Genomic DNA, 20,504 nt, shown 5'->3' on the forward strand with positions numbered 1-20,504 from the left:
TTTTTAGATCGCCTTTTAACTTTTAATTCATTTTACTGTTTGCAATTCATCTCCTACGATAAGGAGATATCGGGCATGAAGCCTGATTTTTAAGAAGGACAGACTAAGAGGATCTTATGAAAATGCTCAAGAACAAACTGTCTCTTTGCGTGGCAATGGCAGCGACGCTGTCTGCTACGGCGCCCGCAGGCGCTGATTCCATGCACGGTGAACCAAAATCAGTTCAGGACTGGTGGCCCCAGGCGCTCAATCTGCGCCCCCTGCACCAAAACGAAAACACTGCCAACCCAATGGGTCCAAACTTCGATTACGCGGCCGCTTTTGCCACGCTTGATCTCGAAGAGGTTAAGGCCGATATCACCGCAATCATGACAAACTCTCAGGATTGGTGGCCCGCGGACTATGGCAATTACGGCCCCTTCTTTATCCGTATGGCCTGGCACAGCGCAGGCACCTACCGCACAATGGACGGACGCGGCGGCGCCGGTGGTGGCCAGCAGCGTTTTGAACCCCTCAACAGCTGGCCCGACAACACAAACCTGGACAAGGCTCGTCGCCTGCTCTGGCCGGTTAAGCAAAAGTATGGCCATGCTCTTTCCTGGGCAGACCTCATGGTACTCACCGGCAACGTTGCTCTGGAGACCATGGGCTTTAAGACCTTCGGCTTTGCCGGCGGTCGCGCCGACGACTGGGAACCCGATCTCGTTTACTGGGGTCCAGAGTCTGTAATGCTGGACGATGAGCGTTACACCGGCGAGCGAGAACTGCAAAAGCCTCTGGCTGCCGTTCAAATGGGTCTTATCTATGTGAATCCGGAAGGCCCCAACGGCAAGCCTGATCCAAAACTTGCCGCCCACGACATTCGCGAGACTTTTGGCCGCATGGCCATGAACGACGAAGAGACCGTGGCTCTCATCGCTGGTGGACACACCTTTGGTAAAGCCCACGGCGCGCGGAAGCCGGAAGGCTGCCTAGCGCCAGAGCCTGCCGGTGAAGGCGTAGAAGACCAAGGCATGGGCTGGAACAATAGCTGCGGCAAAGGTAATGCCGAAGACACAATTACCAGCGGACTCGAAGGCGCATGGACTGCCGCGCCGACGGCGTGGTCGATGATGTATCTCTCCAACCTATACGCGTTTGACTGGGAGATGACCAAGAGTCCTGCCGGTGCCACACAGTGGGTGCCTAAAGATGGAGGCGGTGCGAACACGGTTCCCGACGCGCACGTCGATGGAAAACGGCATCAGCCGATCATGTTCACCACCGATCTGGCGTTAAAAGAAGATCCCGCCTATCGCAAAATCACTCAACGCTTCCTCAAGAATCCTGAGGAGTTTGAGATGGCTTTTGCAAAGGCCTGGTTCAAGCTCACACACCGTGACATGGGACCACGAGCTCGCTACGTAGGCTCGGACGTACCCGATGAAGTCCTCATGTGGATGGATCCGGTACCTGCAGTGGATCACGACCTCATCGATGCCGGTGACGTTGCTGAGCTCAAGGCGAAGATCCTGTCTTCAGAGTTCACCACCGCAGAACTGGTTCGCACAGCGTGGGCCTCTGCATCGAGCTATCGAGACAGCGACATGCGCGGTGGTGCTAACGGTGCCCGTATTCGGCTGGCGCCCCAGAAAGACTGGGAAGCTAACGATCCCAAGGAACTGGCGCGGGTACTCAAGCGACTTGAGCGCATCCAAAAGGACTTCAACAAGGCCCAGCGGGGCGACAAGCAAGTATCCCTTGCTGACGTTATCGTACTCGCCGGCGCTGCGGCCGTAGAGCGAGCTGCCGATGCTGCTGGCTACGATGTGGAGGTTCCCTTCACGCCGGGTCGTACAGATGCAAGCCAGAAGCAGACTGATGTGAACAGCTTTGCAGTACTGGAGCCCAAGGCCGATGGCTTCCGTAACTACTACAGCGATGCAGCATATCGTCAGCCTGCAGAAGCGCTTCTCGACAAGGCGGATCTGCTGGATCTGTCCGTGTCAGAGATGACCGTACTAATAGGTGGCATGCGAACACTCGATGCCAACGCGGGTGGGTCACAGCACGGCGTTCTCACGGACGAGACCGAAGCGCTGGATAACGACTTCTTCACCAATCTGTTGGATATGCGCAACGTCTGGCGTCCAACCAAAGACAATCCCTACGTCTACGAAGGCCGGGATCGTGTCACAGGTGAGATGCGTTGGTCAGCAACGGAGGTGGACCTGGTGTTCGGCTCCAACTCTGAGCTCCGCGCTATCGCCGAAGTCTATGCCTATGACGGTGCAGAAGAAGTGTTCGTTCACGACTTTGTAGAAGCATGGAGCAAAGTCATGAAGCTAGACCGCTTTGATCTCAAAGGTGGCAGTAGCATGATGGCCGCTAACTAAGCATCGAAACCATGACAGGCCTCTGATCTTTCGATCACGCCCCGTCACCAGTCAAAGCGACCTCACTTGTGGGGTCGCTTTTTTTGGCTGCTAAAACATGCGGTAAGCGGTGTAAGGTCTAAACATCCTGCAGGACATGGCCCGCATTAATGAAGTGGCCAAAGAATTCAATATCCGCTTTGTTGGACCACCCCTACCGGCAGATGAGTAGTTTAGAGCTTCTGTAATCCCCCGGGGTTAAGCCCAGCCACTCAAAGCACCCTCACAGAGTCTGGGCTCAGCCACACCGGTGCGCGTTACAGCCATCTGAGATGTATCATTGAGGCGATTCTTTTTTCTCGTAAGCTATCACCGACTGATACTGAGGGTTGTACCGGTGTCTTCACGTTCTAACGATAAACCCGTCATACATTATTTCACCAATGTACTTTGTGTCTGGGCCTGGATATCGCAGCGACGAATCGATCAACTGACCGAGGAGTTTGGTGATCGGATCACCATTCGTCACGCCTTCGTTGACGTATTTGGCGACACGGCCTCCCGCATCGGTAAGCAGTGGGCGGACAGAGGAGGCTATGAAGGTTTTGGTCAACATGTCGTCGAATCCGCTGCGGACTACGAAGCCGCGACGGTCAATGAAGACATCTGGAAATCGGTGAGACCTCCTTCATCAGCCGCGTGCCACACCTACATCAAAGCTGCCGGTTTGGCACACGGCGATGTCGCAGGCCGGCAATTCGAGCGGGACTGTCGCAGGGCTTTCTTCGAACAATATGGCGTCCTCAATCCTGATGCCCTTGTTTGCCCGTTTCTGTGATGAAAATCCCGGGATCGATCTACGTATCGAAGTTACCAATGACTCTGTTCGTCTGGCAGATCGCGATGCCGATGTGGCGTTGAGGCAGACCAATAGCCCCGGAGAGACACTCATCGGTACTCGGCTGACAACAGTGGCTTCAGCGGTTTACGGCTCCCAGGATTACTGTGCCTCAGTTAAGGCCGGTACGGCGACAGAGGACTGGATCGGCGTCGACTGCTGCGACTATCACCGCACCTGGACGCGTCAGGCCTGCCCAGATCTGCAACACTCACTTTGCGTCGATGAAACGTCATTGACAATTGCAGCCATCAGAGAGGGTCTCGGCCTGGGTTTTCTTCCCTGCTTTATCGGTGATAGCGATCCTGATCTCATGCGTTTCAGAGAGCCGGAGATCCAGCACCATCTAGGCCTGTGGCTCCTCTATCCCCGTGATCTTCGCGATACTAAACGGGTAAAAGTCTTCCGCGAACACATCCAGCGTGAAATCAGCAAGGTGGCGCACCTGTTTGAGGGGAGAGCGGCTTAAAGCCCTTGCGTGTTTACCGCTCTCGCAAACCTGCAGAGGGCTTACCCCACCTAGCGATTCTGATAACGATTGAGATCGAACAAGCCCGCTTCCAGCGGATAGCTTCGCTTATACTCCGCCGTGAACTCATCACTTAGCTTCCAGAACCAGGGCGCCGTGCGACGCACGCCAAACTGCTCCACCAGTGCCGTGTAATCCTCCGAGCTGCTCAAGGAAGAAAGCGCCGCAGTAAATTTGGCTAACTGCCCCTCGGTGATCTGAAAAAACATGTTCGGGTAGGAGCCGATAAAGCCTTTGGCAACGGTGAGGGTGTCTTCCTCGGGCAAGCGTCGATCCTCTTCCGCGAACAGTTGCGCATTGTTGCTGTGCGCCTGATTGTGAATAAGGCTGTACACCTTCGCAGTTCCCCGAGGACTTAAGACCCTCAGGAACGAGACCTCGGGTAGATAACTAAATGCTTCGTTTTGCTCATCCATGAGCGTGGCGAGGGAGGGTTCAGTTACTGCATAGCGGGCGTTGTCTGCCGTGGGGATACGTTCTTTGAACATTCCCATAAGCTCGGACTTGGGATCATCCGTTTGAAAGTCGATATCGCTGTTGGGCTCAAATTTGGCGAGTTTTGGCGACACGATGTAGTTTTTTACGTCGTCTTTTGCACCGCGATACCATTGGTTTCTTACGGCCTCGCGCTGGTCTTCGGGCAAGAATAGTAAAAACGCCTGCTCTCCTTCCATGCGCAAGAAGTCCATGTACAGCCGACTTTCCAGCTGGTGACCTACGGCGCCATACACGTCAAAACCCGCGACCAGCAGATAATGGATTCGCTCGAGCAAAGAGTAATCAATGACCCACATGGTCTGGGGCTGCTGACCCACTAAACCCTTCACAACGGTGGCGCTGTCAAAGTGCCGAAAGACTGTAAGCGACGCATTGTCGTTGCGCTCCGGACCGCCATCCCAAATGAGGTTCATGTCCAGTTTCAGACTGTGTTGATCCACGACCTTTGAGATCGCTTTAGCCTGGGCTTTTAAAAATCGCTGTTGGCTTTTCGCATAACCTCGCCACTGCAACGCGGTAACAACAAAACTTCCTTTCGCCTGCGGGAGCCGCATTTCTTTTGCTTCTGCTGCCAAAAACGCAGCTTTCTGCTCCGGGTCGGCAGCATTAGGACGCGCAAACGCCACCCAAAAGTGATCGTCAATGACATTGAGCGCCACCTGCCCACGACAGACGGGACCCTTGATGTAGGCCATGATGGTGAAGTGCGCCTCGTCCAACATAAACCGATAGCGAGTCTCTACCGGGAGTTGCTCAAAATTGATAAAAGGGTTCGCGAAGTCCTTTCCCTTGTAGCCAGGCAGCTCCGCGACCTCATACTCAGTCTCAAGAAAGAGTTCTTTCCATCGCGCCATTCGCTTTGCACTGAGTGCGTAGGGCATGTGCCGTTTCGCGAGACGGCTGATGTAACGGATCTGGAGGCGATAATAGAAAGGCTCGCTACCCGGGTCATCATAGGGTCGGCGTGTCGCAATCAGGTCAATGGGCTGCCCGGGCGCAGTACGCGAACGCACGAGCTTGTACCATGCTGAGTCAGTACCAAAGTCTTCGAAATAAATGTCTCCAATGAACAGGTGTTCGAAGATATAGCGGGCCATCAGCCGCGACTTTTTATCGGGTGCGTTTAAAAACGTCTCCCACTCATCGACGGCACGAATCTCTGCATCTGGCCGCGGAGTCACTGCCTTGCCCGGAGCACCCGCTTCGATCCAGTCCGTCAGCACCGCGAGCCTGTCCGGGTCCAAACCCGGAAACCCATAGGGCATGCCCTGATAAGGTCGTTCTTCGCGATAGTTTGCAAACTCATCTGGTTTGGGACAACTCTGATCACGATCCAGGTTGAAATCAAAGGTATTGGGTAGCGTCCCCGAGGTAGGCAAGGGGTATTCTACTTTTAAGTTCAGCATCTGGTACATCAAACCCTGTTGCGGGTCCGACTTATCGAGTACGGGAAAAAAACCCTTGTCTCGCCACTCCTCAACGCTGTGCGCATCTTCGTAAAGACGCGTGAGTTTGGCAGGTAGCAGCCGCGCGCCGTTGTACACCTTTTCTTTACTGGCACCGCGCTCAAGTCCCATCCAGGCATCCATCTTCAACTGGCACGGCGCGTCATAACAGCCATGACAAACCATGCATCGCTGCTCGACAACCGACTTGACGGCCTCTGGATATTCCTTCGATAGCAGGGCTTCTGACTGCACAGCGCCAGAGAGTACCGACAACGTGAGGAGCACACATTGTTGAAGAGGTCGCTTTAATGAAAAGCAGCGGAGCAATTTGAAAGTGTTCAATGTCATAGCAACGGTCGGTATCCAACTAAAAGTATTGGCTCAAGCAAAGCGATAAACAGATAGTACCGCGCATTTTGCGCGAATCGCCCTACCTATTCGGGCGCCGCTTCGCCTAAACTCCTATGATAGTGATATCTCATGAGTTCTACAGATGGCTTTTGGTGTAAACAACGCACAATCAGCGTTGAGCAGTCAGGATGACGACGGCGCCTACGGACGAACCCGAAGACGAGTGTTCACAATCACCGCAGCGACGGTACTGTTTGTCGGATTACTCTACACGGCCTTACAACCTGCGGTGTACCAAAGCAGCGCCACGGTACTCATGAGCGCGCAGACGGCTACCGATCAACAAATGCTCGACGCGGATGTTCAAGGTGTCGCCATACAACGACGAACGCTCACTGGCAGCGAAATCACACGCAGTCTGTCCACTCGCCTGCAGGAAGACTTTTCCGCAGACGTGGACCCCCTGGAGCTGCGACGTATCCTGGATGTCATCGCAGTACCCGAAACCAACTTGCTGGAACTCACCGCAAGGGGATCCGAGCCGGAAATCTTGCCACCGCTGGTGGAAAGCTGAATTGAGGTTTACACCAGCGTCCGCGCCCGGGATATCGAAAGCCGCAAGTCGCAAACGCTCACCGAGGTACAGGACGAGCTTGACGGATTAGCGATACGTTTGGAGTCTGCTCGTCTGGCGCTGGAAGAGTACCGCGCCGAGAACGAAATTATCTCCATGGAACGTCAGGAGAACGCCGTTCTCGCACAGCTTGATGGACTGAACACCTCGCTGAACAACGCCGTAGAGGAGGAGGTTCGCAGCAAGTCCTATCTGGATACGCTGCGGGCATCGCTCGCGGCTGGAAAACAAGTGGTACCGCAAAGCGACCGCAGCGACGTGGCGGCCATGGCGCAGCAGCTGGCGGAGCTGCGCTCTCGTTTGGGGGAACTGCGTGCCCACTATACCGATGACTACATCCGCAAAGATCCCCGCCTACGCGAGATTCCCGAACAGGTGGAAGAGCTGCAGAGGGAGCTCGGTGAGGCCTATGCGCTGGGCACTCAGGCAGAGCTTGATAACGCGGAAAGAAGCTATGCGGCAGCGCGGCAATCCGTGGCGAGCATCAGCCGTCGCCTTGAGGAACATAAACAGTCAGTCGCTGACTTCAATACCATCTACGCCACGCATGAGGCCTTAGTGGAGGACCTGGCTCGACTGGAGGAACTCAACCGGGAAACGCAGGCGCGACAAGTGCAGATACAAGTGCGCCAGGTCGACAAATATCCGCAGGTTTCGGTGATTGACTGGCCGTCTCCCGATGCGGTTCGCGTCGGCCCCCCTTACCTCATGCTGTTAGGCGGAACGTTGCTCGCTGCTGTGGGCACGGGAGTATTCGTTACCTGGCTATACAGCTATCTTCACCCCAGGACGGCTACTCCGGCCTACGTGACTCTCTCGGGTGTGCACATGTATCCACCGGAAGGTACACAGACTCTGGAGCAGATTCCCGGGGAAGCAGCTCGCCTGGAAGCAGGCAAAACCGCAGCAAGACTCGCTCACGATGAAAGCGAGCTCTCAAAAGATAGTGCGGTAGCGGATCAAAGCGATGCTAAAGAGGCCGAAGAAGACAAAGAGGATAGTGACGGCCCGGGTTCCAGCTAAAGAGTCTCCAAAAACGCCGCATAGCCCGCCAGTACAGATTCCGGCGCCTCGACCTGTGGGTAGTGACCGACCGTGGGTAGGTGATGGATAAAGTGCTCGCTTCCCACGACCTCCTCAAATCGTTCCACCATATGACTGCCGGATACAGGATCCAGGTTGCCATTGATCAGGCCGATGGGACAAACGGCCTCGGATAATGCACCGACCCAGCGATCCCGGTGCTCAATACGATCAGTCATGTAGTGAATCAAACGATGGACATTGCGCCGTCCGCCGTCCCGATCAAAGAGCTCAAAGAACACGTCAATTTCTTCCTGGCTTGCTTTTGTTTCGCCGAATATTTTATCAAACGACTTGTTGAGACTGTTTTTAGTCAGCGCATGGCGGAAGAGAAAACCTACAGGGCTCTTGAGCAGCTTCTGCGCAAGTACTGCGCGATGCGTTTCGGGGAACAAACCCCCATTGAGAAACATGCAGGAAGACCACTGCCCTACGCCCCGACCCTCGTTTTGTCGAGCAAGCAATTCCTGCGCGACCGTATCGCCGTAGTCGTGCGCCAGCACATGAAACTGCTCCAGACCGAGACTGCCTGCCAGAGCCTCGCAAAGATCCGCCTGCTCCATAATCCGGTAATCATGGGGCGAAGGCTTGGCACTGAAGCCAAAACCCAGCAGATCCATCGCCACCAAACGATAGTGGCGATTGACTTGCGGCCAAATCTTCCACCAATCCCAGCTGGACGTGGGAAACCCGTGGATCAGCAGTATGGTTCCGAGGGAATCGTCCCTAGCAGCTTCGTCAACGTAAAAAATCTGATGACCCAGAAGCTCAATCTGTCGCCCCCGAGCTAACCATTCATCTGCGGATATCATTAGGTACTCTCTCTAGTTGGCCATAACGAGCTGCGTAAGCTAATCCTCCGCCGCGTGCCCTCCTAGGGGCGAAGGGAGTAACCCTGTCCCTGCAACAGCGCATGGGTGGTAGTAGCAGAGTGGGTCAACTCCACACCGGGTAACAGGTCATTTGGAGAGATATCACGCATCACGGCGTTCTGACCACAGTAAAGTACCTTTACCTTATAGCCCTGCAGTATCTCCAGCAGTTCGGTGTTGGGGTTCTTTCCGCCATAGGCCTCATCGTTGAGTAAATCCCGATGTGCAGTGCCGTGCACAACCAGAGCTATGTCCACGTTCTCCGGAGGGATGCCATTTGCGTACTGCATGTTGAGAAAGCTCGCAGCGATCTTGAATCGACTGTTAACTTCTCCAGTAACACCGCCATCAACCACATCGATGGCCAACTTGAACTTTGTGTCGGCGGGTAGTGGCTTGGCTGCGGGCACATCCGCAAACTTACCGTAATCCTTAATCAAAGTACCGGCATGAAAATCTTCAGGCCCCGCAACTGCACCCTGCGAAAAGACCAAAACTGTAGAAACCACCGCTAACCATCGTGTCATTATCATTACCTTCATCGTTAATCTTGGAACGCATCAGCATACGTCACTCTCACAGGCTTCGGTATCGCCCGCGCGCTTAGAAATCCCCGCTGACCTGCAGAGAAATAATACGCGCCTGACTCTGCTCCCGTACTTCTCGAAACGCCAGGGGGGAGGTGCTGCGATCGCCTTCGAAAACCCGTCGGTCTCGATCCTCGCCGTCCCGGAACACATCTTCAACCGACAGCCTTATACGCAGCCCGGCAACCGCACGAGTTTCGACAAAAATATCCATATCAGCGCGCTGGCCCTGAATATCGATCTCATCGAGTCCATAGAGCGGAAAGGTATCGCGGGAAAACATCAATACACCCCAGGCCAGACGCTGGGCAATGAGGTCCTGCCGAATCGAAATTCGGCCATTCCACTGACGCTCATCTGACAAGGCTCGAACCGCGTCTGTCAGGGGGTCATCAACGCGGGAGGTTTGCCATTCGGCGCTGGCGTCCATGCGCCCATTCTTCAGACCGATGGCGTCCAGGGGTAAGGTTAGCTCTCCACTTATCCCTGAGCGAGTCGCTGAGCCTATGTTACCTGGCACTTCGAGCCTCCCGGACAAGGGCAAAAGGTCATTCACATCATCGATCCAGTCGTGAAAAACCGTGACCGTGCCGATACCAAAATCGGCACCGCGAATTTCATAGGTCAAATCCATGGTCATGGTGGTTTCGGGTGACAGGTTGGGATTACCCAGTGCTAGCTCGGCGTCACCGAGATCTGCACCACTCACAAAATCTTCAAAATCCAGTTGGCCGACCTCGCGCAGCGCTCGCAAGCGCCATTGGGAGTTGGCGTCCGGTGAGTAACTCAGATTAAGGCTGGGTTTCCAAAAGAAAAACGAGCGGTCCTCGGTAAACCCGCCCACTTGGGTAATGGTCGACGTCTCGGCACTGAGGCTCGCATCTATCGAGAGCTCGCCCCATTGAAAAGAATCCGACACCAGAAAATCAAAGCGCTCTTCTTCGACCGTTGTATTGGCGCCAGGCACGGGTTGTGGTGTGAGCAACCCATCCTCTAACGCGCTTAAGCCGAACTCACTTTCCAGGCTGTTATTCGACGCTTCGAAGTTTATCTCGATGGCATGCCCATCGAAGCCGACGTAGTCGAGCTCCACACGGCCTATGAGTTCCTCGCCGAGGCTTCTGGCCCGCGTCGTCACCTCGGTGGTACCTGGTTGATCCAGGGGTCCCCTTACCAGGGACCCCAGACGCGTAATATCTTCATCACGAAACAGCGCGATGATTTTTCCGCGCCAGTCCGCCGCCAGCGCTCGCTCGACATCAAAGCCAAACTCATCGCGGATAAAGCGATCGCTGTCACCCTGAAACAACAAAAAGGGCGCGCGTTCGTCGGTGGGGTAACGTCGTGAACTCTCGCCACCCTCAGAGATGAAGTAACTTTTTGCCAGATTAACGGAGTAACGCGTTTCTCCTCGCTGAGTGCTTGCGTTAACCGTCGCGCTATAGTCCTGACCGTCCTCATCAGACAGTTCAAAACGTTGTTCCAGCGGCAAGGTATCCGGGCCTAACACTCGCTCTCGCCGGGCGACGAGACTCTTGAATTCACGACCCTGCAAACCCACGATCAGCGCTGTAGCGCCTACATTGGTGGAGTAACTCAAGTTGCCATAGGGAAATATCTCGTCATCGGGCTGGTAGTTTCGTAGGCCCGCATTCCAGGCGCCGGATGCCGAACTACCACTGCGGATGATGTTGGCGATAACGTTCTGCCCTCGCAGATCGAAGCCCGCGACCTGACCACGAATGACATCAATACGTTCTATGTCGGTAGCAGGGATACGGCCCAGAATGTCAGAGGGCGTTTCGCTCTTGGCAGAAACTCGTGCGCCGTTGATCACGATGTTTCCGGCAGCGCCTCCAAAACCTCGGGTGTCATTGTCGCCGTTGTCCAGGGCAAAACCCGGCAGATTATTGACCATATCCAGGGCCGTAACCGGCGCATACCGCGTAAAAAACTCGGCTGGGTAGCTGAGGGTGCAAGCACCCTCCTCGCAGCTCTGCTCTGGCTGTGCGTTAGCGGGGAAAGAAAAACTCAAATACAACGAAACCGCGGCGCCCATTAGCGCCGCGCGAAAAAAAGATTCCATTTGAAGGGTTTTAAGACCAGGTTGATATCGTCAGTGGGTAGTTTAATACCTCCAGCTGCTGACATCAGCCCCCTCGGGCGCACTTTCCTCAATACGCTTGAGTATTTTCGGCACATACATCCAGTTGTAGCGCAGGCGGGACAAATGATTGCCGTTTTCCTGATCGCCATTCCAGCAATGCTCAGCACGATCGCCATAATCAACTTCGCCGCCGTAGTACGGCTCAGTTGTGCTCTCCAGGAACTCTTCGACTAAGTACACGGCGTTGTTCAGGTAGTAGTTGTCCATGTCGCCGGTGTAAATGTGCAGCTTCCCTTCAAGCTTGGGGCCGAGAGTCTCCCAGTCGCGCTTCAAGATGTAACTGAGATCGAAATTCTCTTTCCAATAAGCAGCGACCTCAGGATCAATAACCCCTGTTTCCGGGTCCCACAGATCTGCGGGGTAGCCGTCGTCAGCCATGGGCGAAAACGTTGCCTCCCAGATATCAAACTGCTGTCCGGACCTATTGCGATCGCCCAAAACTCGCTCCAGATCGTTTTGGTCCTTGATACTCGATGAGACATTGCCCAGATAATCCCGTCGTCCCGGACGAAGGATGCTTTGAAAATCACTGGGATAGAAGTACCCATTCTCATCGTCGTAAATATTCATGGTGAGATACGCGCGAAAATCGATGGGGTCGGGGCAGGCGACAAAAGCACCATTGAACTCATCGGGATAGAACATCTGCGTGGCCATGGCCTCCCAACCGCCCGTGGAGCCGCCGTAGGTAAAACGCGCCCAGCCTTCGCCAATGCCGCGGAACTGTTCTTCGATAAAGGGAATCAGTTCATAGTTGATCGCATCGCCGTAGGGGCCCTGGCTTTCAGAATTCACCGCGTAGGAATCATCGTAGTAAGGCGTGGGATGCTGTATCTCGATGGCCAGGAAGCGCGGAAAATCATCGGCTATCCAACGAAGATAGTTATTGTGCGCCTCTTGCTGCTGGATGATGTTGTAGCCGTCCATGCTGAAGCGCTCGCTGTACACCGGCTCCAGATCAGGGTCTGGCGGCTCGGGCCGAAACGCTCCAAAGTCACTGGGAAAATGCCCATGAAACACCATTAGGGGATAGCGTGCTTCGGGGTGAGCCTCAAAGTCTTTGGGCAGCAAGATGTGTGCGCCCAGATAAACGTCCTCGCCCCAGAATTCCGACAACAGTTCACTCTTCATGCGCACATGCTTAATGAACTCTGTGTCCTCGGCCGGCTCTATGGCGGGAATCTGCTGATCCAGAACAATCTCGTACTCGCCATCGGCGGTGATATCGAGCGCTACAGGCTCTGACAGATAATTACCGGGCTTGCGATTCCATTGCTGACCCTCACCTTGATCCGGGGGCAGGCTCACGGTTTTACCGTTGCTCAGGGTGAAGTCCTGGTAGCGATTCAACAGCGCTTGAACGAAGTAGCGCCCCGGGGGAAGCTCTGCCAGTGTGTTGATGGGAAACCCAATATGCGCAGCGTCGATGAGCATGTCCGTGCCCGGCGCCCAGTCGCTGACATTGCGACCGTAGATAAGCTGGGTGTCCAGGGAGTTATCAACGAGGAATCTGGGCTCATCGCGGTCGGTGTTGGAGAGCAGTAGCAGCAGGCGACCGTCCTGGGGTTGCGTGCCCAGCGCCTCGTCAACACGAATAGTGAAAACAGGCCCCGCAGCGGGGACCTCAGCTACCGGCACAGCAGTCGCCATCGGCGCCTCATTGCAGCCCCCTAAGCTGCCAAGCAGCGCTAGGGAGGCAATGGCTTTTAGGGGTAGTTTCATAACTGGAGCTTCCTAAAAAGTATGAGGGCGACCATAGCACAATGGTTTTCTCTCAAGCGTTGCGCGCCATGTAAACTGCCAGCCCCAGTTAGCGGACCCAACAACCAAAAAGGGAGAAATACCGAGTGAGTGAAGACGTAGAGAAAGGATTCGATGAGGTTGTTTTGGGCCGGCGTAGCATTCGCGGCTTTAAGCCCGACCCGATCCCAAAGTCTGTAGTGGAAGACATTGTCTCGCTAGCGACCCGTGCGCCCTCGTCTTACAACTCGCAACCGTGGCATATTCATATTGCTACGGGCGAGGCCCTCGACGCTATTCGCCGCGAGAGTACCGAGCGCACCACGACCGGTACCGCGCCGTCCTTCGAACGCTTGGAATCCGGCGCCTATGAGGGTGACCATCGCAAGCGTCAAATCGAAGTCGCGGTACAGCTCTTTGAGGCCATGGGTATTGTTCGTGATGACAAAGCCGGCCGGAACGACTGGACCATGCGTGGCTTTCGAATTTTCGACGCGCCCCTGTTAATGGTGATTACCTACGACAAACAGTTGCAGGGAGGCGACATCGCCCCCTTTGACTGCGGCGCGCTGAGCAACATGCTGGTCAATGCCGCCTGGTCTCGAGGCGTGGGATCCGTGATTAACAGTCAGGGTGTTATGCACTCACCGGTGGTACGCGAGCACCTCAACATCCCTGAAGACCAGGTGATCCTGATCAGTATCGCTCTTGGTTACCCCGACGAGGCCTTCCCGGCGAATGCCGTCGTGTCAAAACGACGCCCCGTCAACGACGTTGCCACCTTTATCGGTTTTGACTGAGTAAGAACCACGGTCTGAAATCATGTAACCGCAAAACGGATCATCTGCGCTGCCCGCAAGGCACCGCTACTCAGTGAGGCGCACACTCAGTTCACCGGCCTGAAGCTTTGCCCGAAGCGTGCAGCTGCCGGTGCCCTCTTCCCACAGTACCTCGGAGCCCACCAAGAGCTTGCGCTCATCAAACACCTCTTTGCCCGGTGTTTGCAGATTTGCATCGCCGATGTTGGCGTCAAGCTTTACGGTGCCAACGCTGGCGGCGGGCACTTGGATGCTCACATCGCCCGCTCCCGCCCTCACATTCAGGCAGCCACTGGGAAGGTCCACCGCCAAAGCCCCCGCATCCATATCAATGTCCAGCTCTTCGATGTCTGGCACCTGCACGGTAAAACGCAAATCAGCGTGTCGCGTTGTATAGGCTGATGAAGGCTTGAATGACAGCGTAGACGTGTCTCCCTGCTGAGCTATCACGATGCCCGCCTCCTGCGCTTTCTTGCGACAGGTCTCACCGTCGGCGCTACAGAAAAACCGCACCGCCACATGCAGCAAGTCATCTTCCGAGGACTCCACAACAAAGTCACCTACCGGCAGATTCAAAACAAGCGAACTGCCTATTTGCGTATCGAGGGTCTTGGGCGGCGTAACTTCCACATCGCGAACACCGCTGGAAACACAGCCAACCAAAGGTAGGAATACGACAGGAACAAACAGGGAGCGAAGCATTTGCAGAATCTCTCGACAAAAGCGCAGTGTAGCGTAGGGCCTTACGAATACCGTATACGCTCTATCGCGCTATCGACTCGTTACGTCGCGCCCAGCAAATCTACCAAAGTCCCGAGGGCAAGCTAGTCAGAGGTAGATGCAGTCTCTATGCCGTAGTAGCTCTCATCCAGCGGCGGGTAACCAAGGATCGCGCGCTCTTCGTTGACGCGCACAAGGTTCGCGCGGCGGAGTGCGGCAAAGCGGGGGTGGAGTTCGAGGGACTTAAAAACGCGAGCTTTAAACAAAAACACGTCCAGAGGGTGGAGCTTAGCAAATGCTGACTCCAAAAAATCGATACTCTTCTCGTCGTCGCCGGCAATCGCCAAGTACCGCGCTTCATCAAGATCCTGTCTTGGAGACACATCACCCCCAGCGCTAAACATATCAATGGTGAAGCGCCAGCGCTGCATGGCATCGTCATAGCCCTTGCTGTCACCGACGGTGCGCAGCGCCAGCGCCAGCTCGGCATAGGGAGGCGGGTCCACACGCACCAAGGGACGTAATTTCGTTGCGTAAGTCTCCAGGCTGCCATCAAACGCCGAGGCGAAATGCCTGGCAAGCTCAGTGTCAGACTCCGTTTCGGACAGCACTCGTATGTAAATTGTCTGTGCTGCGTAATACTCGGGAAAATCAGCTGCGGCCTTGCTGGCCTTAGCAAGCGCCTCAGATACATTGCCCGCGTTAAAATCACCGTAGGGCTCAAAGAGCGGCTGAAACTTATGCGGCCCGCTATATTCAGTATTAATACCGAGGTCTAAATAACGAAACCGCAAATTGCTGGAGGTTCGGGGGTCGAACCCTTCCAGTGGCACCGTTTCCTGCAGAAGAATGCTTTCGCCAGGTTGACTATCAAGATCCAAAAGTCCTGATTGAAGTCTTATGCTCTCGGCTCTTCCCGGATTAGCGCGAATGTAACGCTCGCCTACTTTCTTGGCGGTTTCAAAATCGCCAATGCGATAGTTATATGAAATTGTATTGGTCACGCCCGGACGATAGAGAGGGTCAATGTCAACCAGGGTCTTTAATTGATCTGCCACGTCCCGAAGGCGGCCATTAAAAGATAACGCCAGGCCTAGCCAGTTGCGCGCATCCAAGGAGTTAGGATTGAGTTCTATCGCCCGTCGCAAGCTCGATACCGCAAAATCCGGCCTACCCGTATCAGCGCTGACCAAGCCCTGTACCGCATAGGCGTCAGCAAGTTTTGAGTCCAGAGCAAGCGCTGTATCGACGTTTGCACTCGCTTGCTCCAGCGCCTCTTTGGCGGGGATACTCCCATAGGATCCAGGCCGGTCCGAGAGCAGCATATAGGCCTTGGCGCGAGAAGCATACGCCGGCGCATAGTTGGGATCGATCTCTATCGCCTGATTAAGCAGCTCCAGCGCCCGCTGCATACCGGTTTCGTCACGGGTCGAAATCAGATCCCGAGCTTCCAAAAACAAATTAAAGGCACTGATGTCTGTGCGAGCGGCCCGCGCGATAGACGGTGCCTTATCCGCCATCAGTTCATCGGTCATGGCCACAAGGATCTGCTGGGCAATGTCATCCTGCACAGCAAAAATATCGCTGAGGTCGCGATCGTAGGTTTGCGACCACAAATGAAAACCATCGCTCACCTGAATCAGCTGCGCCGTCACCCGGACTTTGTCACGCTGGCTGCGCACAGATCCCTCGAGAATGTGTGCCACATTGAGCACCTGGCCGATCTCGCGAAGATCTTCGTTACGTCCCTTAAAGGCAAAAGACGAAGTGCGGCCAGCGACCTTCATGCCATCGACCTGCGCCAGTACGTTCAACAGCTCTTCGGAAATGCCGTCGGCAAAGTATTCCTGATCGCCATCCGGCGACAGATCAGCAAAAGGCAGTACGGCGATAGATGCGTCTTGAACGGGTGGTGTAGCAGCCGCAACCATCGCCTCGTCTGAGGTCGGCGCGGACACCACGGACTCTGCGGCGGGAACCGTCTCTTGAGGAAGAAACCTCGGCAGCACCATCGCACCGGCAAACACCAGGAGCGCTCCGATAAGCACCATGTCCAGTTTTGACGCTGTTTGTTCGGTAATACTGTCTTCGGTTGAAACGGCGCTAGTGCGCTGAATACCCTCGGGGTCAGCTCAAACGCCCAGGCAAACACCACAACACTAGGGAACGCGATAGCGAGAAAGGACACGGCTACGGCGTCAAACCAAGCTGGTAGGGAGATGGCGTCTTCCAGCGTGGCGGCAACCTGCACGATCACCCAGCTAACGACCACATACACGCCCGCTACGCGAAAGACATTACGACGCTTGAGTTCGCCGAGAAAGCTCACATCATTTACCTGAAAACCGAATGCGCTGACGATAGCGCATCCGGTCTCGTAGCACTACTGATCAAACTACGGAACACCATTAAAATCACGGCGTTACGAACAGCCTCTTAGCTTTGATCATCCGTCGCCAGAATCGCCTGCAAGAGCACCGACGCGCCCCGCGCCATGTCTTCGGGTGAGGTGTACTCAAAGGGGGAATGACTAACGCCATCCTTGCTGGGCACAAAAATCATACCCGTAGGCGTTATCAGAGCAAGATCCTGAGCGTCATGGCCCGCTCCCGAGGGCATACGCTGGTAGCTGTAGCCCAGACTTTGGGCCGCCGCTTCGATAATGTCGCGCATCTCGGTGTCGGTCGGTGCCGGCGGTGATGCCGTATCCAGCTCCGTAAACGCAATGGGCGTTCCGCGGGCGGCCGCTATGCGCGCTGCCTCGGCTTCAATGAGCCTGAACACCTCCCAGATTTTGTTTTCGCTGAGATCACGTACTTCCAAACTCATCACCACCTTGCCCGGAACGACATTCGGCGCCCCGGGGAAGGCCTCTATGCGACCCACGGTGGCCACCTGACGACCTTCGAGTTCCAGCGCAATGCGATTAATCGCCACGGCCAGTTCCGAGGCGGACACCAGAGCATCGACACGTTGGGGCATGGGGGTAGTACCGCCATGATTGGCCACACCGCTTACAGTGATGTCCCACCACTGGATACCCACAATGCCCTCGACCACACCGATCTGAAGATTCTTTTGCTCAAGAATTCCGCCCTGCTCGATATGCAGCTCAAAAAAGGCGCGGAGACTCTCAGGGCTGCGCGCAGCCTCAGCGATGCGGCCGGGGTCACCACCCACCCGGGCAATGCCATCGCGCGTAGGGAGACCGCTGTTAGATACAACGTCCATAGCGGCTTCTGTGAGCTTACCCACCATAGCTCGGCTGCCGACCAGGCCACCCTCTTCGTCGGTAAAGCTGACGAACTCCAGGGGGTGACGCGTAGTAACACCTGCATCATTCAAAACACTGATGACTTCTAAGGCGCCGACCACCCCCACTTGCCCGTCATAGTTGCCACCGCCGGGCACAGAGTCGATGTGCGAGCCAAACATAATCGGCGGGAAGCCCGGCTGAGAGCCCTCGCGGCGACCGATGATGTTGCCTGCCGTGTCCGTGCGCACTGTCAGACCCAACTCACGCAGCTCAGCCTTCAGCCACTCCCGGCCCGCCAAATCTGCATCCGTAAAGGCGACGCGGCTAACACCCCCTTCGGGGTTTGCGCCAAAGGCAGACAGGGCTTCGATGCGTGACTGCATGCGCTCGGCGCTCGCAGTAAGGGGCTCGTCGGCCGATAAAGTGCTCTGACTGAACACCAGCGCGGCGATACCAAAAATTAGTCTCATGAAAATCTCCAGAAAATTCTCAGGGTGTTTTGAGGTATTCATCAAACCAGGCTAGCCAACGCTGGTAGCGATCTTTGATAAAGCTCGGCCGGCGAATCCCGTGATGTTCGTCAGGATAGACGACCAACTGCGTGTCGACACCTAAGCGCTTCATGGCAATGTACATCTGCTCGGAGTTAATGATGGGTACGTTCCAATCCACCTCTCCGCCCATCCACAACGTTGGCGTAGTGATGTTTTCGACTTTCCAAAAAGGCGAGAGGGCATCCCAGCGCTCTCTATTTTCCCAGGGTAGGCCAAACTCCAATTCGTACATAAGTTGATAGTGATCGTGACCGTAGTTGGCGGGCACCAGGCCCAAACTCGCGCCAGAGGATGCAGCCTTGAATCGCGTGCTCTGGGTGATCACGTAATTCGTGAGGATGCCGCCGTAAGACCAACCGCCCACACCCATGCGGTCGCCATCGACCAGACCGATCTCTATTCCGTGATCCACCGCTGCGAGTACGTCCTCAACATCCTTTTCGCCCCAGGCTGCGACAGTGCCTTTGGCAAAGTCCTCGCCATAACCCACGGAGCCTCGGGGGTTGGGCATGATCACCGCATAGCCATTCGCGGCAAAAAGCTGTGCCGTATCGCGATAAGTAAAGGAGAACTGCGAGGCCGGCCCGCCGTGCAGCCATAAAATCGTGGGGTAGCGCTTGCCCTCTTCGTAGCCCACGGGCTTCACATAAAAGGCTTCCACTTCGGTGCCATCGGCGCTGGCAAAAGCGCGCTTCTCAACCTGGGGGCGAGAGACATCGGCAAGGAGTTCCGCGTTAGCCGAGGTGAGCGTCGACAGGTATCCATCACTGAGCGAGAACAGATTGGAGGGCTGCTCCGCACTCTCGACCAACACGACGACCTTTTCACCCCTGCGCGCGAAGTCATTAACAGTTACGGGCCCCTCGAGATCGCGCCGGAAGCTTTTTCCATCCGTGCCGATGGACGCAAGATGAACCTGCCCTTCGTCCTCGAGGCGAAAACTAATACGCCGCCCATCATCACTAAATTGCGGATTCGACAGGTTGCGATCGAGGTTCGGCGTCAAGATCTGACGCTTCTCGCCATCCAGACGCGCCAAAGCAAGACGCCGGGTGGGCGTTAGCGCCGAGCCGCCTACGTCGGGCCCCAGGGAACTGATATAGGCAATGCTCTTACCGTCGGGGCTCCAGGTTGGCGAGCGCTCGCGACCACTATCCTCGGTAACTTTTGTAAGGCGATGGTTGTCATCATCAACATCGACAACCCAGATGTTGCTGCCGTAGTAGAGGTCGGGATCTTCAGAGCGATCGCTGACAAAGGCGACAGACTTGCCATCAGGACTCCATACGGGGTCTTCATCGTCGTAATCCCCAAAGGTGATCTGCACCGGCGCGTCATCGCCTGGGGTGTACACATAAAGGTGATCGCGTCGACGATCTAGGTAGCCCTGATTGTCCTGCTTAAACTGCATGCGATCGATAACGTAAGGCAGTGGCTTATCGTCATCGCCTTGGTCTTCGGTCAAATCTGCGGGGCGGGGGTCAGTGATCGTGAGCAAAAGTCGGCTTCCATCGGGCGACCACGCAAAGTCGCCGACGCCCTGCTTAACGTTCGTAACCTGCATGGCCTCGCCGCCCAGGCGATTGAGACTCCACACCTGTGTCCTGGAGTTTTCACCGCGCGACGCGGTAAAAGTCAGGTACTTGTTGTCGGGGCTCCACCGCGGGCGGCTTGCGGAGCTATTCGCAGCGGTCATAGGTATCGCCTCGCCGCCCTCGCTAGGCATCATCCAGATTCGGGTGCGGGATTTGTCTTCCTCAAGATCTTTTTGATTAACCGTATAGGCGATCCAGCGCCCATCGGGGCTGATCTGGGGATCACGTACCCGTTCCATGGCCATGAGATCGTCGATGGTCATGACGCGTTGCGTAGATGGTTGTGCCTGCGCGGTCATAGCCAAGACGCCAAAGCACAGCGCAATGACAGGAAAGCGGAAAGATCGAAAACGCATAAAAGGCCCTCAATAGCCGATCTGAAGTTAAGAGAGGTTAAAAA

The 20,504-nt window shown here is 55.5% G+C and carries 15 protein-coding genes; 6 read left to right on the forward strand and 9 right to left on the reverse strand.

All coding sequences use genetic code 11. The annotated features are described in order from the left end of the window. The first annotated feature begins 116 nt into the window (after positions 1–116). The 3 genes from katG to ACTG39_RS03735 all read left to right on the forward strand — a co-directional run bounded on the left by katG (position 117) and on the right by ACTG39_RS03735 (position 3,721). Positions 117–2,375 carry a catalase/peroxidase HPI gene (gene katG, locus ACTG39_RS03725; RefSeq protein ID WP_439106189.1) on the forward strand — a complete coding sequence of 753 codons (2,259 nt, stop codon included), beginning with the start codon at positions 117–119 and terminating at the stop codon, positions 2,373–2,375. Positions 2,376–2,751: 376 nt separating this feature from the next. Further along, a complete protein-coding gene (locus tag ACTG39_RS03730) occupies positions 2,752–3,192 on the forward strand; it encodes a DsbA family oxidoreductase (protein WP_439106190.1) in 441 nt (146 codons plus the stop codon). Continuing rightward, positions 3,167–3,721 carry a substrate-binding domain-containing protein gene (locus ACTG39_RS03735; protein ID WP_439106191.1) on the forward strand — a complete coding sequence of 185 codons (555 nt, stop codon included), beginning with the start codon at positions 3,167–3,169 and terminating at the stop codon, positions 3,719–3,721. Before ACTG39_RS03730 ends, ACTG39_RS03735 begins: the two co-directional genes overlap by 26 nt. A 50-nt stretch (positions 3,722–3,771) precedes the next feature. Here the strand turns inward: ACTG39_RS03735 and ACTG39_RS03740 are convergent, their stop codons facing one another. Beyond that, entirely contained in the window at positions 3,772–6,012 is a 2,241-nt protein-coding gene (locus ACTG39_RS03740) for a fatty acid cis/trans isomerase (RefSeq protein WP_439106192.1), read from the reverse strand. 208 nt (positions 6,013–6,220) lie between these two features. Here ACTG39_RS03740 and ACTG39_RS03745 point away from each other — a divergent pair, with 208 nt between their 5' ends. Together ACTG39_RS03745 and ACTG39_RS03750 are read left to right on the forward strand one after the other, a co-directional pair. Beyond that, entirely contained in the window at positions 6,221–6,652 is a 432-nt protein-coding gene (locus tag ACTG39_RS03745; protein ID WP_439106193.1) for a hypothetical protein, read from the forward strand. A gap of 99 nt (positions 6,653–6,751) precedes the next feature. Next, positions 6,752–7,735: a hypothetical protein gene (locus ACTG39_RS03750; protein ID WP_439106194.1), complete on the forward strand. Its 984-nt coding sequence runs from the start codon at positions 6,752–6,754 to the stop codon at positions 7,733–7,735. Here the strand turns inward: ACTG39_RS03750 and ACTG39_RS03755 are convergent. From ACTG39_RS03755 to ACTG39_RS03770, 4 genes are all read right to left on the reverse strand, one after another. Next, positions 7,732–8,607, reverse strand: a complete 876-nt coding sequence (locus ACTG39_RS03755; RefSeq protein WP_439106195.1) for an alpha/beta fold hydrolase — start codon at positions 8,605–8,607, stop codon at positions 7,732–7,734. The two genes, ACTG39_RS03750 and ACTG39_RS03755, sit on opposite strands and share 4 nt — an antisense overlap. A gap of 62 nt (positions 8,608–8,669) precedes the next feature. Continuing rightward, complete coding sequence (locus ACTG39_RS03760; RefSeq protein ID WP_439106196.1) at positions 8,670–9,194, reverse strand: DsrE family protein; 525 nt, start codon at positions 9,192–9,194, stop codon at positions 8,670–8,672. A 76-nt stretch (positions 9,195–9,270) separates the two neighbouring features. Beyond that, positions 9,271–11,340 carry a TonB-dependent receptor plug domain-containing protein gene (locus ACTG39_RS03765; protein ID WP_439106197.1) on the reverse strand — a complete coding sequence of 690 codons (2,070 nt, stop codon included), beginning with the start codon at positions 11,338–11,340 and terminating at the stop codon, positions 9,271–9,273. Between the two features lie 42 nt (positions 11,341–11,382). Continuing rightward, positions 11,383–13,143 (reverse strand): hypothetical protein, encoded by a 1,761-nt coding sequence (locus ACTG39_RS03770; protein ID WP_439106198.1) that lies wholly within the window; start codon positions 13,141–13,143, stop codon positions 11,383–11,385. 125 nt (positions 13,144–13,268) lie between these two features. On the opposite strand from ACTG39_RS03770, the gene ACTG39_RS03775 reads away from it, so the two are divergent. Then, positions 13,269–13,961 (forward strand): nitroreductase, encoded by a 693-nt coding sequence (locus tag ACTG39_RS03775; protein ID WP_439106199.1) that lies wholly within the window; start codon positions 13,269–13,271, stop codon positions 13,959–13,961. A 66-nt stretch (positions 13,962–14,027) separates the two neighbouring features. Here ACTG39_RS03775 and ACTG39_RS03780 read toward each other — a convergent pair whose 3' ends face one another. From ACTG39_RS03780 to ACTG39_RS03795, 4 genes are all read right to left on the reverse strand, one after another. Next, positions 14,028–14,681: a hypothetical protein gene (locus ACTG39_RS03780; RefSeq protein WP_439106200.1), complete on the reverse strand. Its 654-nt coding sequence runs from the start codon at positions 14,679–14,681 to the stop codon at positions 14,028–14,030. Positions 14,682–14,803: 122 nt separating this feature from the next. Then, positions 14,804–16,750, reverse strand: coding sequence for a tetratricopeptide repeat protein (locus tag ACTG39_RS03785; protein ID WP_439106201.1), 1,947 nt, complete (start codon positions 16,748–16,750; stop codon positions 14,804–14,806). 385 nt (positions 16,751–17,135) lie between these two features. Next, entirely contained in the window at positions 17,136–18,425 is a 1,290-nt protein-coding gene (locus tag ACTG39_RS03790) for a Zn-dependent hydrolase (RefSeq protein WP_439106202.1), read from the reverse strand. Positions 18,426–18,444: 19 nt separating this feature from the next. After that, on the reverse strand, positions 18,445–20,460 hold the full coding sequence (locus ACTG39_RS03795; RefSeq protein ID WP_439106203.1) for an alpha/beta fold hydrolase: 2,016 nt from the start codon (positions 20,458–20,460) through the stop codon (positions 18,445–18,447). Positions 20,461–20,504: the final 44 nt, after the last annotated feature.

The organism is Congregibacter sp. (genome assembly GCF_965662665.1).
Lineage (GTDB): Bacteria > Pseudomonadota > Gammaproteobacteria > Pseudomonadales > Halieaceae > Congregibacter.

Coding starts and splice junctions, on each gene's coding strand:
- katG (WP_439106189.1), top strand. CDS start 117: ATGAAAATGCTCAAGAACAAACTGTCTCTTTGCGTGGCAATGGCAGCG.
- ACTG39_RS03735 (WP_439106191.1), top strand. CDS start 3,167: ATGCCCTTGTTTGCCCGTTTCTGTGATGAAAATCCCGGGATCGATCTA.
- ACTG39_RS03745 (WP_439106193.1), top strand. CDS start 6,221: ATGGCTTTTGGTGTAAACAACGCACAATCAGCGTTGAGCAGTCAGGAT.
- ACTG39_RS03755 (WP_439106195.1), bottom strand. CDS start 8,607: ATGATATCCGCAGATGAATGGTTAGCTCGGGGGCGACAGATTGAGCTT.
- ACTG39_RS03760 (WP_439106196.1), bottom strand. CDS start 9,194: ATGACACGATGGTTAGCGGTGGTTTCTACAGTTTTGGTCTTTTCGCAG.
- ACTG39_RS03765 (WP_439106197.1), bottom strand. CDS start 11,340: ATGGAATCTTTTTTTCGCGCGGCGCTAATGGGCGCCGCGGTTTCGTTG.
- ACTG39_RS03770 (WP_439106198.1), bottom strand. CDS start 13,143: ATGAAACTACCCCTAAAAGCCATTGCCTCCCTAGCGCTGCTTGGCAGC.
- ACTG39_RS03780 (WP_439106200.1), bottom strand. CDS start 14,681: ATGCTTCGCTCCCTGTTTGTTCCTGTCGTATTCCTACCTTTGGTTGGC.
- ACTG39_RS03785 (WP_439106201.1), bottom strand. CDS start 16,750: ATGGTGCTTATCGGAGCGCTCCTGGTGTTTGCCGGTGCGATGGTGCTG.
- ACTG39_RS03790 (WP_439106202.1), bottom strand. CDS start 18,425: ATGAGACTAATTTTTGGTATCGCCGCGCTGGTGTTCAGTCAGAGCACT.
- ACTG39_RS03795 (WP_439106203.1), bottom strand. CDS start 20,460: ATGCGTTTTCGATCTTTCCGCTTTCCTGTCATTGCGCTGTGCTTTGGC.